This is a genomic window from Pseudolactococcus yaeyamensis (genome assembly GCF_054658615.1).
Window position 1 is genome coordinate 27,705 of the sequence record NZ_BAAGGP010000006.1, and the last position, 14,980, is coordinate 42,684.

Annotated in this window: 12 protein-coding genes; all 12 read left to right on the forward strand. The window is 40.8% G+C overall.

Annotated elements, in window-relative coordinates:
- Positions 1-55 precede the first annotated feature (55 nt).
- The 12 genes from sufU to ACYQ21_RS02420 all read left to right on the forward strand — a co-directional run bounded on the left by sufU (position 56) and on the right by ACYQ21_RS02420 (position 14,972).
- Positions 56-529 (forward strand): Fe-S cluster assembly sulfur transfer protein SufU, encoded by a 474-nt coding sequence (gene sufU, locus ACYQ21_RS02365; RefSeq protein WP_460054747.1) that lies wholly within the window; start codon positions 56-58, stop codon positions 527-529.
- Positions 530-1,828, forward strand: a complete 1,299-nt coding sequence (gene tgt / locus ACYQ21_RS02370) for a tRNA guanosine(34) transglycosylase Tgt (protein ID WP_460054749.1) — start codon at positions 530-532, stop codon at positions 1,826-1,828.
- A gap of 45 nt (positions 1,829-1,873) precedes the next feature.
- The gene (gene sufB / locus ACYQ21_RS02375) at positions 1,874-3,292 is read left to right on the forward strand and encodes a Fe-S cluster assembly protein SufB (RefSeq protein WP_460054751.1); all 1,419 of its coding nucleotides are present in this window, start codon (positions 1,874-1,876) and stop codon (positions 3,290-3,292) included.
- Positions 3,293-3,992: 700 nt separating this feature from the next.
- Positions 3,993-6,830: a mucin-binding protein gene (locus ACYQ21_RS02380; protein WP_460054754.1), complete on the forward strand. Its 2,838-nt coding sequence runs from the start codon at positions 3,993-3,995 to the stop codon at positions 6,828-6,830.
- Between the two features lie 234 nt (positions 6,831-7,064).
- The gene (locus ACYQ21_RS02385) at positions 7,065-7,595 is read left to right on the forward strand and encodes a hypothetical protein (protein WP_460054756.1); all 531 of its coding nucleotides are present in this window, start codon (positions 7,065-7,067) and stop codon (positions 7,593-7,595) included.
- A gap of 48 nt (positions 7,596-7,643) precedes the next feature.
- Positions 7,644-8,249 carry a hypothetical protein gene (locus ACYQ21_RS02390; RefSeq protein ID WP_460054757.1) on the forward strand — a complete coding sequence of 202 codons (606 nt, stop codon included), beginning with the start codon at positions 7,644-7,646 and terminating at the stop codon, positions 8,247-8,249.
- 33 nt (positions 8,250-8,282) lie between these two features.
- Complete coding sequence (locus ACYQ21_RS02395; protein ID WP_460054758.1) at positions 8,283-8,555, forward strand: hypothetical protein; 273 nt, start codon at positions 8,283-8,285, stop codon at positions 8,553-8,555.
- A 665-nt stretch (positions 8,556-9,220) separates the two neighbouring features.
- Positions 9,221-9,874: a helix-turn-helix transcriptional regulator gene (locus tag ACYQ21_RS02400; RefSeq protein ID WP_460054760.1), complete on the forward strand. Its 654-nt coding sequence runs from the start codon at positions 9,221-9,223 to the stop codon at positions 9,872-9,874.
- 292 nt (positions 9,875-10,166) lie between these two features.
- Positions 10,167-11,333, forward strand: coding sequence for a CHAP domain-containing protein (locus ACYQ21_RS02405; RefSeq protein ID WP_460054761.1), 1,167 nt, complete (start codon positions 10,167-10,169; stop codon positions 11,331-11,333).
- 223 nt (positions 11,334-11,556) lie between these two features.
- Positions 11,557-13,719, forward strand: coding sequence for a Tex family protein (locus ACYQ21_RS02410; RefSeq protein ID WP_460054764.1), 2,163 nt, complete (start codon positions 11,557-11,559; stop codon positions 13,717-13,719).
- A complete protein-coding gene (locus ACYQ21_RS02415) occupies positions 13,703-14,167 on the forward strand; it encodes a SprT family protein (RefSeq protein WP_460054765.1) in 465 nt (154 codons plus the stop codon). The genes ACYQ21_RS02410 and ACYQ21_RS02415 overlap by 17 nt, the downstream gene beginning before the upstream one ends.
- Positions 14,154-14,972: a DNA/RNA non-specific endonuclease gene (locus ACYQ21_RS02420; protein WP_460054767.1), complete on the forward strand. Its 819-nt coding sequence runs from the start codon at positions 14,154-14,156 to the stop codon at positions 14,970-14,972. The genes ACYQ21_RS02415 and ACYQ21_RS02420 overlap by 14 nt, the downstream gene beginning before the upstream one ends.
- The last annotated feature ends 8 nt before the right edge of the window (positions 14,973-14,980 follow it).

Below are 14,980 nucleotides of genomic sequence, written 5' to 3' on the forward strand. Positions count from 1 at the left end.
CACTTAAACAGACTATACCAAACAACTTCGCCAGCCTATTATCAAAGGAGTAACCATGGCGCTTTCTAAATTAGATAACCTCTATCGTCAGGTGATTCTTGATCATTCAAGTCACCCGCATCATCACGGTCAGTTACAGGACGGTGAAACGGTAGATTTGAATAACCCTACTTGTGGCGATGTGATGAAACTCTCGCTGAAATTGGATGGGGATACTATTTCAGACATCGCCTTTGATGGCTCAGGCTGTAGCATTTCAACAGCCTCAGCCTCAATGATGACCGATGCTGTCATTGGCAAAAAATCAGATGAAGCTTTTGAGTTGGCTGACATTTTTTCTGAAATGGTTCAAGGCAAAACTGATGATCGTCAGGAAAAATTAGGTGACGGCGCTTTGTTATCTGGCGTTGCCAAGTTTCCGCAACGGATTAAATGCGCAACTTTAGCTTGGAATGCTTTGAAAAAAGCCTTGGAAAATAATATCGGCAGCTCTGAAGTTGCCAACTTATCAGGACACTGTGAGATTTAAATGACGCAAAATAAAGAACCCTTAACGTTTGACATCAAACGTCAAATTCCCAATACCTTGGCGCGTAGTGGCACGATTTCAACGCCACACGGCGACATTCAAACGCCAGCTTATATCGGTGCTGCAACAGCCGCAACCATGAAAACTTTGACAAATGCTGAGATTAATGCCCTTGGGGCGCAGTCAATTTTGTCAAATACCTATCACTTGATGTTACGACCGGGCGCTGATTTACTGGCTAAGGCGGGTGGTATTCACAACTTTATGAACTACCACAAACCCATGTACACCGACTCAGGTGGCTTTCAGGTTTATTCACTCGGCATGGCCTTTAAAAAAGGCTTGGATGCGACTAGTCACACGACCAAGGGGGCAGCTGAGAATGCCGTGATGAGTGCTGACCAACTGACCAAAGTTGAAAAAGAAGGCGTCTGGTTTAAGAGCCATCTCAATGGCGATAAGATTTTCATGACACCGGAATACTCCATGGAGCTCCAACACCAGATCGCCGCCGATATCCACATGGCATTTGATGAGCTAACCTCTCCTTTGGCGGGTCGTGAGCAAATCAAATCTGCGCTTGATACAACCCATGCATGGGCAGAACGTTCCTTGCGCCGCCATGCGGAGCTCAATGTTAGTCACGCTGAAAAAGGAGAATTACAACAAGCCCTCTTTGGTGTCGTCCAAGGTGCTCGTGAAGAAGACTATCGTCGCGAAAGTGCTGGTTTCCTAGGGAATCTCACGCTTGAAAATGGTGAGCAGTTTGACGGTTTCGGGATTGGCGGGACGTTTCAACCAGAGGAATTGCCAGATGTGCTAACTTGGATAAATGAGACCTTACCAGAAGGTAAACCCAGACATTTATTGGGCATGGGGGCACAGCCTGCTGATTTATTCCTCGGTGTTGAATATGGCTGTGACACCTTTGACTGTGTTGCACCAACCCGTCAAGCCAGAAATGGTGCTATCTTTACCTATGATGGTCGGATTAACATCAAGAACAAGAAATTTGAAGACGATTTCACCCCACTTGATAGCGATTGTGATTGCTATACCTGTGAGAACCATACCAAAGCTTATCTCCGCCATTTGTTTAAGGCAAATGAGGTGACAGGCATGGTCCTTGCAAGTATTCACAATGAACGTTTTGTCGTGAGAACAGTAGAAGAGATTCGTCAGAAATTAAACGACTCTGAACATGCCTTCTGGGCTTATAAACGTGACTTTTTAGTTCGTTATTATGGTGAGGAGCGCGCCCGCGATTTCCTTTATACCAGTCCAGCAGAATGGCAATAAATAGACGGTTTACCGTTAATTAAAAAAGGAAAGGCACCAAAAAATATGGCAGAAGATATTATCAAACCCAACATTGAAGAAGTCGACTTAGGTGACTATCAATTTGGTTTTCACGATGACGTAACACCGATTTACTCGACAGGTCGAGGCTTGACTGAAGCAGTCGTTCGTGAAATTTCAGCTGAAAAAGAAGAACCACAATGGATGCTTGATTTCCGTTTGAAAGCGCTAGAAGCTTACCACAAATTACCACTCCCTAAATGGGGGCCAGATTTGTCAGGTGTCAATTTTGATGATATCATTTATTATCAAAAAGCATCAGATAAACCTGCTCGTTCATGGGATGATGTTCCTGAAAAAATCAAAGAAACCTTTGAACGTATCGGGATTCCAGAAGCGGAACGTGCTTATTTGGCAGGGGCTTCAGCTCAGTATGAGTCAGAAGTCGTTTACCATAACATGAAAGATGAATTCAGGAAACTCGGTATCGTCTTTACCGATACGGACTCAGCCTTGAAAGAATATCCTGAAATTTTCAAGAAATACTTTGCAAAATTGGTGCCGCCAACGGATAATAAATTGGCAGCTCTTAACTCAGCAGTTTGGTCAGGTGGCACTTTCATCTATGTCCCCAAAGGCGTTAAAGTTGATATTCCTTTGCAGACTTATTTTCGGATTAACAACGAAAATACTGGTCAGTTTGAACGGACACTCATTGTTGTTGACGAAGGTGCCAGCGTGCATTATGTCGAAGGTTGTACCGCACCGACTTACAACAGTAACTCACTTCACGCAGCAGTTGTAGAAATCTTCGCCCTTGAAGGCGCTTATGTGCGCTATTCAACCATCCAAAACTGGTCAGATAACGTCTACAACTTGGTCACCAAACGTGCGCGTGCTTTGAGTAATGCGACTGTTGAATGGATTGACGGTAACTTGGGTGCAGCGTTGACCATGAAATATCCAGCCGTTTATTTGGACGGCCCCGGCGCACGCGGTACGATGTTATCTATCGCCTTTGCCAATCGGTCACAAATCCAAGATACTGGGGCTAAAATGATTCACAATGCGCCAAATACATCAAGCTCGATTGTGTCTAAGTCCATTGCCAAAGGGGGTGGTGAGGTCAACTACCGTGGTCAGGTGACTTTCAATCCAGCCAGTAAGAAATCAGTCAGCCATATCGAATGTGATACCATCATCATGGATGATATGTCGAAATCTGACACGATTCCCTTTAATGAGATTCACAATTCGCAAGTCGCCCTTGAGCACGAAGCGAAAGTGTCTAAAATCTCTGAAGAACAGCTCTACTACCTTATGAGCCGTGGCTTGACAGAGTCCGAAGCGACAGAAATGATTGTCATGGGATTCGTTGAACCGTTCACGAAAGAATTACCGATGGAATATGCGGTTGAATTGAACCGCTTGATTAGTTATGAGATGGAAGGGTCTGTGGGTTAAGACCGATAAAGTCATGCAAACATCACGTTTGCATGGCTTTTTTTTGCCCTAAAATTTAAAGAAAGAGCAGAAACGAAAAGTTGAAAAGACCAATTTAAACATCAGATGATTCATAGTTTATTGCTAGCTTTCTGAGTGACGGGTATTTTGCTGTCGATTTGATACGTATTTTCTGCGATAGCTTGTGGCCGTGCTGTTATCATGCTTGAAAAAAATTGGGCAAGGATGGTGCGATAGAAGTCTAAAAAAGAGTTAAGGTCAAAAAGGGAAAATAAAAATAAAAAAAACAGATATTTCTAATAAATGTTTTTAATAGAATAAGGGATATAAGGAATTAATAGCTCAGAACTTAAGCAATCATGGAAATGAAGTTGGAAGCATTGTTGAATAAATTAGCTTTTATAATTTTTCTTTTAATTAAAAAAGAACCAAAGTTGTCCTAAAAGTACAAAGTGGATGTCCTAAAAGTACCTGTTTTAAATGACGGATGTTTGTTAAAATTTATTAAGACAAGTGGATGAGATGACCTGTACATCATCGCTTATCTCGCAAATAACCATGGCAGTAAATATGTGGGCAATCCTGTATCGCCAATTGTAGAAAGACGATATATTTTACTCGGATTATCTTAATCATCGATTTAGAAATTAAGCTGAGATAAAATATGATTAACGTTTTAGAATAGGAGGAGTTAGCAATCTTGAATGATTATCAACCTGATACAAAGAAAACCAATCATCGGACATGGAAGTCAGGAAAAAAATGGCTTTATGGAAGTGCTACTTTGATGGCGATAGCGGGTGGTGTTGTACTAGAGTCAACAGGTATTACACCTAAAATTCTGTCTCATATTCAAAAAGGTTTATCCACGGATATTGTTTCAGCGATGTCAACGTCAGCAACGATTTTGTTGCGAGGTGCTGTCTTACAGCCAGATTTTTATGCGAGTGTTGCAGATTTTAGAGTGCCTACAACAGTCGGACAAGATTTTGCTAATAATGCGACAATTGCAGTTAAGGGTGCGATTAATCCTTACTTTAAGGGTTCGGAATTTGTGATTCCTTCTAATGTCGATTCAAATGCGATTGCTGCCTTCAATCAGCCGTTGGATCCTACTAAAAATTTCTCAATATCTGCTGAAATTACGGTACCTGATGCGAGAATTGCTGCAGCAGGTCTCTATATTTCAGATATACCACCAGAGGATATCGTGTCGAAGTTAGGTGTTGACGCGGGGAACTGGCAAGGTTCTTCTGGATCTCTTAAAAATGAGAAACAAGCTTATGATGGGCATTACATGCTTTTCTCAGGTTTTCATAATGACGGTGGATATGCGGCGATCCTAGCGAGTGGTACTGACTATACTCGTGTGACTGGTGGTGGTGGTCCAGATGGTCCTTCGCGATACATGGATGATGACTATGTTGGTTTTTGGTGGGAGAACAAGAATGTTAAAATCTGGGCAACCATTGATTATAGTGCGACGACAGGTATTGCCACGGTTATGTTCCGTCATAATTCAGCCACCACAGCAGCTGCGACAGAAAATATTTATAATGGCTATACGCCACAAAATAAAACAGCAGTGGTGCAATTTAGGATTGATCAATCTTCACCAGTTTACTTAGGTGTCCTCGGAAATGGTGATAAGGGAGATAATAATGGCGATTATACTAGTCGCTCTATCGTGACCTCTGTGACAGGCAGCTATCTCGCGAAAGAAAGACTTGTCGATTTTAAAGATGATGGTGGTAATACCATAGGCTTACAATCTAAAGTGTTGATGCCACTAGGTGGACGTCTGGGGATTGGGAACGGCGATATGACGGCGTCTTACTACTATGAAAAACCAGATATGCCACAAGGTTATACCTATCTTGCGAGCCAAAATCCGAGTGTTGGTAGTGATAAAAATGTTGTTGTCACATATCAACGTGATGTGCAAACAGGTTATGTGGAGCGAATTAATAAATTAACTGGTCAGAAAATCGACCCCAGTCGAAATCATGTGTTTCAAGGCTTGACTAAAAAAGACATGACAGTTAAGGTGCCGGGACTGTCAGGGTATTATTATCTTAATGACATCACAGGTGAAGCGAAACATCCAAGTTATGCTAGTGATGGTTCAACCGTTGACTTTAATATCATGATGGATGACACGGCAAACGGGACAAGTAGAACTGATAGTCAAGAACAGATTATTCAGACTTATATGAAGCCTTCTGTTCAGGAGCGTATCCTAACAGTCATTAAGCCTGACGGCAAAATCTCAGAAGAGAAGCAGATAACAACGACTGACACGGATTTCTCTGCAATTGCTGGTCAGTATGCGCTTCCGGGGTATCGTGCGGTCATTGATGGGACAGCAGTTACTGATGCTGAAGCGAATCAAGGCATCCCTGGAGAGCCAACGGATAGGACAAATAACTTAAAATCTGCTACAGATAGTGTGCCCCAAAAGCACCTGATTACCTATCAAGCTGAGCCACAAAAGGCGAATATTGTTTATAAAGATGCAACGACTGGCACAATTCTTAAAACAGATGTCGTCACGGGTCTGCCTAATAGCTATATCCCGTATGATGTGATGACATGTATTTCGTACTACCTCAAACAAGGCTATATCCTAAAATCAAATAATTATCCTCAGGCTTCTGTGAAATTTGACACAGATTCGAAGGTAGATCAAAATTTTCTGGTTGAATTAGTTCGAGACTCGAAAAGTCAATCTGAAACAAAAGATATCACGCATCAGGTGATTTATCGTGTCAAAAACAATCTAGTTCCTGCGCCTCAAAATGAAGTGACAAAGGCAAAGATTACGCACACCTATTTTGTCGATCAAGTGACAGGAAGTAAAATTACAAGTCAGTTCAGTGATTACGCTGTCAATGGTGTCATCAACGACAGTCCCAAAGCGCCTAAATATACATCTGACCATCCGAAAGTAGGTGTAGATTCGAGTGGCGTTGTGACATTTCCCCCGCCAGTGCCACACAAAGTTCAAGACCATGTGCCAACGATAACGGAAAATAGCACGATTAATTATCACATTGCCAATCCAGTTCATACACTAACAAGTACTGTTTTGTACGTACTAGATGATGCGATTAATGTGACGATACCAACGGATACAATTTTTTATAATAAAACAACAGATGTGATTATAAGAGCACCAGCTTATACGATTAAAAATAATTCAGGTGTTCCTGTAAAAGTAAGCGTTGACGGCTTTACGCCGAGTGTGAAGAATCCAGCGGTGCCAGCGGACTTTGCTTTAAATCTTAATGTTACAGGGAAAAAAGTGACGACACCAAGCACAAAATTGATTGAAAAAGGTTTGAGTCAGACAGCATCTAATGAACTGCTGATTTTGGCAAACTGCCTAGATCAATATGGACAACTTGATCCGACAGTCGTAAGAGGATCGGCAGTTAATAACGTTGCTAAGTTTACCTTTGGTGGCTCAGCGACGGCACTAGGTGTTCGGAAATTAGACTATACGTTAAGCTTGAGATTTGACAAGACACCATTTTAAGGCAGAATTTCTCAAACATCACTTTAGGTTAATGATGCGAGGCATTTGACCTTAGGAGTGAAGAGACAGGATCACAACGATTGTTGTGGTTAGGAACTTACAAAAAAACGATCCCCCCTCGAAAATATATTGTAGTTCTACTCTACGGTGGTCCTGTTTCTTCACTCCTAAGGCTAGATAAATTGCGCATAGGAAGTGACACATCAAATAATTGACTAAAATTAGGAGTTACAGATGACACACGAGAATCGTGAAAAAAACAAATTAAAAAGGATTATAATCCCACTGCTTTGTCTTTTATTAATAGGGTGTGGTTATGGCGCTTATCACTTCTTTTGGCATAAACCAGAAGAAAAAGTATCTGTCATTAGTGGCGATTTTCTGCCAGACGGAAAAGACGCCAAAAAAATGTCTGATAAGGCAATTGCTGATGCGGCTCAAAAAAAAGCTGATGCCAGTCAATTTAACATGGTCATCGGTTCAAAAGCCGAGATTGATGGTCAGACAAAAAAAGGCAGATTGAGTATTAAAAATCCCCAGACAAATGCCTATCCAGTTAATGTTGTCATCACAGATGACGAGACTGGTGATGTGATTTATACGTCTGGTAAGATAGAACCGGGAGAGGAGGTGATAGATGTACAGCTAGAAAAATCATTATCTAAAGGAACCTACCAAGCAACAGCTCGTTTTAGCTTATATGATCCGAAAACTAAGTCTAAAAAAGGCGAAGTTGCTGCGGGGGTCAGTATTATTGTCAGCTAATATCTTTTGATGTTAGTGCGTAACTTATTACCTATATTGGAGGAAACCATGAAAAAATTACTATCTACTTTACTTATCTCAACAGCAGTATTTGCTGGCGCTCAAGCTGTTTCAGCTGACCAAGACATCGTACAACAAACAACTGGAGATATCTCAGTAAACGGGACATTGGGTGTTGATAATACAGACCCAGGCGCGACAATTCCCGAAGGAGATAAAGACTGGATTAACATTACAGTACCAACTGATGCCATCTTCTACAACAAAAATACTGAAAATCAAATCAAATCACCAGTTTATAACATGACAAACAAATCAGGTCGTCCTGTTAAGATTAGTATTGATAAATGGACACCAAATACATTGCAACAACCATTGCCAGCAAACCTTGATTTGAATCTTGAAGTAGCAGGTGGTAAAGTTACAACAGCAAGCACACCACTCTTTATCGGTGCCCAAATTCAAGCACCTACAAATGAATTGTTGACATTGGCAAATGAATTCGACCAATTTGCCAAAACTGATGCACCGGCTGCAGCAGGTACTGCCGTGAATAACCAAGGGACATTCAAGTTCACTGGTAACGCAAATGCTAATACTCTTGTGAAATTGAACTACACATTGGGCTTGAAATTTGAAGCAGTCAAATTCTAATAGCTGATATCTAATCATCAGGGAGGTGATTTCATGAATAATGAAAATTTCATAACTAGTGAAATAACCGTCTCAGGTCAATTAGGAATGGCAGATACAAAGGCACCGATTGAAAAACCGGACCTACCTCGTACAAGTGGTGATCAACCTCGTTATACTGTTCAGCAACAAAGCACCCCTACAGGTTTGTTGCCAACAACAGGAGAATTGCAACGAGTAGGAGGTTTCATGCTTGGTTTGCTTTGTCTGATTCTAGTACTCATGTTCATATCTAGATCAAAATCTAACATTTCAGCTCAAGTTTGAGGAAATTCGCAATCTATTCCTTTGTCAGCTGGGATAGCAGTATAAAAAAGGAGCCTTTCTCTATCGTTATAATAGGGGAGGCTCTTTTTTGAAACTGTGTGTGATGAGATATTGATCGCTTTCTAAAATTATCATATTATTTGTTGATTGCGATAATAATGTGTTAGAATTTTTAATGGAACAGAAGCCATCACGAATAGTCGTATCAAGAAAGATTTAACCAGTTGTCATCGCATGATTCATGGAGAAATCATTTCTAATCGTATAACTTCAAGCTGCTATTACAGATGTATAGAGCTTTTCGAGGCTTTTATTGTAATTTTCATTACGCTAAGCGCAACACATCGGTATCGCTTTTTCAATGATAGAGAGCTATTTGTAGAGTAATTTACAATATCTTGTCAAGTCTTAGGATTGACGGATGAATGAACAGTCAAAAAATGTCTTAAAAATACAAGGAAAAAGTCCTAAAATTATCTGTTTAGTAAGGAATTTAATTGGTAAACTAGGGTAGTCTGGAAAAATCAGATATAAATAACTAGAGTTCGTTATTTTGTTATGTTCAAGCGTAATCTCTGAAGGGAGCCTAAGTATAAATAGGTGAAAACCTTCAAAATAAGAGTTGAGAATTATGAAGCTTAGTATATATTCAGGGAGGTTGGATTTTGAAAGTAGAGGATATTATCAAAAATCTTGAGATACACAATTTAGAATTTTCAGTCGTACACTTTAACAAAAAAGTATTACGTGATAATTTTGATGAGAAAATTAAAAATTGCACCGTTAAATATCTGGAATCAAAAGGCTACAATGTCTATTCAAATAATGAACTACATAAATTAATTTTCTTAAATAACGACCAGCATCGTTTACTACTCATTACTAAAAAAGACAGTGATTCTGATACCATCATTGTCTCAAATGAAGATCTAACACCGCATATGCAGATGGTTAGAATACAAAGCATTCCGAATTGCTATAGAGAAATTCTAGAAAAATTTAAAGATACAGAGCTTTATAGTTGTGTGGAAAGAATTTTATATCACATAGAAAAAAATTACACCTTGTCAGACTTGTCAGCAGAATCTTGTATGACAAGTAGAAATTTTACAAGACAGTTTAAAGCAATCTGTGGTATGTCATTTCTAGAATTTTACAGACCATTTAAAATGGATTTGGCAAAATATATGCTGATTTCGGGGATGAAGGTTAGCGATGTAGCCGAGAAACTAGGATTCAATGAGACAAGTTACTTTAATCGAGTTTTCAAAAAAATAATAGGGATGACGCCGAGCACCTATAAAGAGATTATGAAATAGAATGCTATATGTATTGCTGTACTCTTCTTTGATGGTTGAGCAGTAGCAAAAGAAGAACAGTATTTGTGAAGACAAAAGCACAATTCTGAGTGATGAATTGTGCTTTTGGTGGTGTGCCATCTCAACTCTCATCTGTCAAAAGTATCCTGCCAGATAGCTGAGAATGAAACACTTGAACATGAAAGTCTTCGAATTGAGAGGACAGTTAGAGCAGCAACTTTTGACAAAATGAGCAGAGAGAGAGCTAACTTTAGCAGTACACCGTACTGGCAATAGGTAGAGGGGTGAAGGAGTGACAAACATAAAAAATAGCGTTAGTTTTAGAGGCTTATTTTATTGGCTATTCACCATTGGTTTAGGGATTAAAGTACTTGATATCTATTTAACAGCAAAAGATATGTTTTATCTTGAGCATGTTTTGCAGGGATTTGTCTTAACCATCTTGATGCCGACATTTTTGGTAATCACAATCATGGGGTTTGCATCATTTATTGAAATTAACTGGTTTAGCTATACGGTGACATTTGTCATTGCTTTTGTAGGAAGTAGCTTACTTTTCTTTTCCTCGCTTTGCTATCGGATTGAGAAACACTTTAACTTTTTTCCAGACAAAACGCCCACCGTTAGCGATACCAATTCAGTTAATTTGAATTTGTTCAATCAAATTCAAATTAGAGATATTATTTTTGTTTTTGATTTTATTATTATCGTGCTTATTTTACTCAGTGTCCTTGCTTTAAAGCGCAGGATAAGCATAGGCACTGAAACAAAAAAGCCATTAGATGATGGACAAGAGAGGTTATCATCATTGCAGCCCTCAGTAGAGTTGTGCGAGGAAAACTCAGTGGTGCAAGAGACGTTTCTGATGGCCCCAAAAGATAAGGAGGCACAGTTGACAATTCATAATTCAGTCTTAGCACATGAACCGCTTGCCACCCCAACTGTGACTCATGTCGTTAAAGCTAGGGACACATTATGGGATAATGCCCCTGCGCAAGAAGTTGCCGTTGAAGCTAGTGTCAAACACTCAAAAAAACACAGTTCTGGTGACATCTATGAGGGTCAAGAGTTAACCTTTAAACCGCCTATCAATGCGGGTGTTTTGAGCATATCAGCAGAAACATTAGCCTGCGAAGCGAATTTATGCCTAGAAAATGCGCAAACCGCTATTGATATTGTCACTCTTTTGATGACACAAGAAGATTTCGCACTTGAAGGAGCAGGAGGCGCTAGTCGTGAAGGGTTCAGAGTGGATGACCAACCCATTGCCAAGTCAACAATCGCAGTCTTTATACCAGATAGTGCAGATACTGATGCTACCTACAGGCACATTGCTGTTGTGATTGATGTTTCTGGTGATACTGTTACCGTCAAAGAAATGAACACCGCAGCGGGTCTAGGAAAAACAAGGACACGTGTCATATCTCGATGTAGTGCTTCTTATATCCATATGGCTTAATCAAATGTAACCCGTCATATGGCGCACATCGCCATTATAAGAAGCAAGTCAGCTTTCAGTAGAGCTGTTGAAAGCTGATTTGACAAATTGGCGTAAGACAAAAAGAATTTTAAGGCCATCGGCTTGAAATTCTTTTTGTTTTTAATGGCTTGGGATTAAAGTTTTGTCTATGTTTTTGAGACAGACTCGGGACACAAGGCGCTATTTTTGGTATAATAGACAAATGAAAACTAATGAACAAATCGAGAAAATTTCAACGCTACTTTCAATTTCACCTAAGCAAATCCAGCAGGTTTTAGACCTGACGAGCGAGGGCAATACCATTCCCTTTATCGCCCGTTATCGGAAAGAAGCAACGGGTGACTTGGATGAAGTACAAATCAAGGCAATCGTGGACGAAAACGACCGTGCTATCAAACTAGATGAGCGAAAAACGGCAGTTCTTACGAAAATCGAAGAACTGGGCAAGCTGTCAGATGACCTCAAGAAAAATATCTTGGCAGCTGAAAAATTATCAGAAGTCGAAGAATTTTATTTGCCTTATAAAACTAAACGTCGGACGAAGGCGATGATTGCTAAGGAGCGTGGTTTGTTTGGCTTGGCCAAGGTCATCATGCAAAATGGTGATGTCGCAACAAGTGCTGAGGGCTATCTAAATGAAGAGGTGCCGTCAACTGACGATGCCATTTCAGGTGCCCTTGACATTTTATCTGAGGCCATTTCTGAAGATGTGAAGATGCGGGCTTGGGTGCTGGGTGAAATCAAGCAAAACTCTCGCTTGACGACGACTGAAAAAGATGCCAGTCTGGATGAGAAAAATGTCTTTCAGATTTACTATGATTTTTCGGATAAACTGTCTGAAATTCCGAATTATCGAGTTTTGGCGCTTAATCGAGGTGAAAAACTTGGCATTTTGACGGTCAAGTTTGAGCATAATGTCGATAAGATGACGCTTATGTTTGAGAGCCGTTACAATGCCAAGACCAATGCCTATCTGAAAACAGCTATCAACGAAGCCCTTAAATCGAAGATTATTCCTGCCATGGAGCGTAATGTTCGAGCTGAGCTGAAAGAACGTGCGGAAGACGGTGCGATTGAAACCTTTGGTAAAAACCTGCGGAATCTCCTGCTTGTGGCACCACTGAAAGGAAAGGTCGTCCTTGGTTTTGATCCAGCTTTTAGAACTGGGGCTAAGATTGCCATTGTTGATAAAACTGGCAAAATGCTGATGACGACAGTAATTTATCCTGTCAAACCAGCCTCTGCTAAACAAATCGAACAGGCGAAAGTTGAACTTACCAAGCTGATTAAAGATTATGACGTGGAAATGATTGCCATCGGCAATGGGACAGCATCGCGAGAAAGTGAGCAGTTTGTCGCAGATGTCATCAAAGACAATCACTTATCTGCCAAATACGTCATCGTGTCGGAAAGTGGGGCGTCTGTTTATTCAGCCAGTCCACTCGCGCGAGAAGAATTTCCTGACTTGACTGTTGAAAAACGCTCAGCCATTTCAATCGCCCGTCGCCTACAAGACCCGCTAGCTGAATTAGTGAAAATAGAACCCAAAGCTATCGGTGTTGGTCAGTATCAACATGATGTGTCTGAGAAAAAATTGACAGAAAATCTAGATTTCGTTGTTGAAACAGTGGTCAACCAAGTGGGTGTGAATGTGAATACGGCGAGTGCTAGCTTGCTCTCACACGTTGCAGGTTTGAACGCTACTATTGCTAAAAATATCGTGGCTTACCGAGAAGAAAACGGTGTCATCAAGTCACGTAAGGAAATCAATCAAGTACCACGATTAGGCGCCAAGGCTTTTGAACAGGCAGCAGGTTTCCTCCGCATTCCAAACAGTGCTAATATCCTTGATAATACAGGTGTTCATCCAGAGTCTTATAAGGTTGTCGACCAATTATTCGCAGAATTTGGCATTCAGGAGCTGGATGATGCGGCACGTGCCAAATTAGAAAAAGCTGACCTTAATCAATTAGCCGATAAACTTGAAGTTGGTAAAGCGACATTGAAAGACATCATTTCAGACTTGCTGAAACCAGGTCGTGATTTGCGAGATGATTTTGATGCGCCAATCTTACGCTCAGATGTTTTATCTGTCAAGGATTTGCATGTCGGCCAAAAACTGGAAGGTGTTGTCCGTAACGTGGTCGATTTTGGCGCTTTTGTTGATATCGGTATCAAAGAAGATGGTCTAGTCCATGTTTCACGCATGGCTAAAAAATTCGTGAAAGATCCGTCAAGTGTCGTGGCTGTCGGCCAAATCGTAACCGTGTGGGTCTACCAAATCGACCAAAGTCGTGGTAGCAAAGTCGGCTTGTCAATGGTTGAACCAAAAGATTTACCTGAAACAAATGACAAACAAAAATGATGCGTTACTCGCCTTTGTGAAATGGGTCTCGCTAACGGATTTTGGTAAGCCTTTTGAGCATGAAGTTAAGTTTAATCGTCGTTTGAAATCAACAGGTGGCCGGTTTTTTCCGAAAGATTTGCACCTAGACTTCAATGAAAAGATGTACGATACTTTTTCAGAGGCTATTTTTCGGAAAATCGTCCAGCATGAACTGGTGCATTATCATCTTTACCGTGAAGGTCGTGGCTACAAACATGGCAATCGAGATTTCAAAGCTTTACTAGCACAAGTCGGTGGTCTACGCTTTGCACCGCCCCTACCAGATGTTCAAAGTTTAAGCTATCGCTGTGTGAGCTGTGGTCAAATCTACCTAAGAAAACGACGGATAAACCTGAAAAAATATCTCTGTGGCAAATGTCGCGGGAAATTACAGCTAGAGAGTGGAGAAAGCATTGAAAAAATCTGACCAGAGAAAATTAATCAAATCAGGCGAGAAAGTGTTCAATCGTCTGACGAAAATGCAACAACTCATCGTTTTAGTTGTGCTAGTCATTGGTGCTGCGGGCTACTTTATCTTCACACAGTCAGGCGTTCACACCCCGTTTTCACAAGAAAAAATCATCAAGGCAGGCAATGCGGATGAGTTGCTCAAACTCAAATGGGACGGCTCTGATAACTATTTTGTGAAGTTAAATGGTGGACACTCAACTTTTTCAGCTGAGGAACTGTCACAGGATTCAAATCAGGATGACTGGCTAAAATTTTCTCCTCTTGATAGTTTAGGCAGAGCTAATCAAGCCAATGCACGCCTGAGTTATGATCGATATATGCAAGTCAAAACCATGGTTCGCCCAAGGATTCCCAATAATCCTGCGGGCTGGGCTTACAATGGTCGGTCAAATAATCAGCAGATTGATTTTAATAATGGCAAGTTCACGCTCTATAATCGCAGTCATTTGGTGGCTTGGATGTTTTCGGGCGATGCGGGCAGTCGGGAGAACTTGGTGACAGGCACGCGGGCGATGAATTCACCGGGCATGCAAGACTTCGAGATGCAGATTTCGGATGTTTTACACGACAAGAAATTGCATGTGCGCTATCAGGTCACGCCGATTTATCAGGGCAAAGAGTTGCTACCGCGTGGTGTGCAGATGATGGCGAAATCAATCGAAGATGGCGGCAAAGCCTGTGATATCAATGTCTATGTTTTCAATGTTCAGCCAGATTATCAGATTGATTATCTGACGGGTGTTGGGCAAAAAACGAAGTAAATGAGAGG

Excerpts from the sequence above, each read along its gene's own strand:
- tgt (WP_460054749.1), top strand. The coding sequence starts at position 530 with ATGACGCAAAATAAAGAACCCTTAACGTTTGACATCAAACGTCAAATT.
- sufU (WP_460054747.1), top strand. The coding sequence starts at position 56 with ATGGCGCTTTCTAAATTAGATAACCTCTATCGTCAGGTGATTCTTGAT.
- ACYQ21_RS02385 (WP_460054756.1), top strand. The coding sequence starts at position 7,065 with ATGACACACGAGAATCGTGAAAAAAACAAATTAAAAAGGATTATAATC.
- ACYQ21_RS02395 (WP_460054758.1), top strand. The coding sequence starts at position 8,283 with ATGAATAATGAAAATTTCATAACTAGTGAAATAACCGTCTCAGGTCAA.
- ACYQ21_RS02415 (WP_460054765.1), top strand. The coding sequence starts at position 13,703 with ATGACAAACAAAAATGATGCGTTACTCGCCTTTGTGAAATGGGTCTCG.
- ACYQ21_RS02390 (WP_460054757.1), top strand. The coding sequence starts at position 7,644 with ATGAAAAAATTACTATCTACTTTACTTATCTCAACAGCAGTATTTGCT.
- sufB (WP_460054751.1), top strand. The coding sequence starts at position 1,874 with ATGGCAGAAGATATTATCAAACCCAACATTGAAGAAGTCGACTTAGGT.
- ACYQ21_RS02410 (WP_460054764.1), top strand. The coding sequence starts at position 11,557 with ATGAAAACTAATGAACAAATCGAGAAAATTTCAACGCTACTTTCAATT.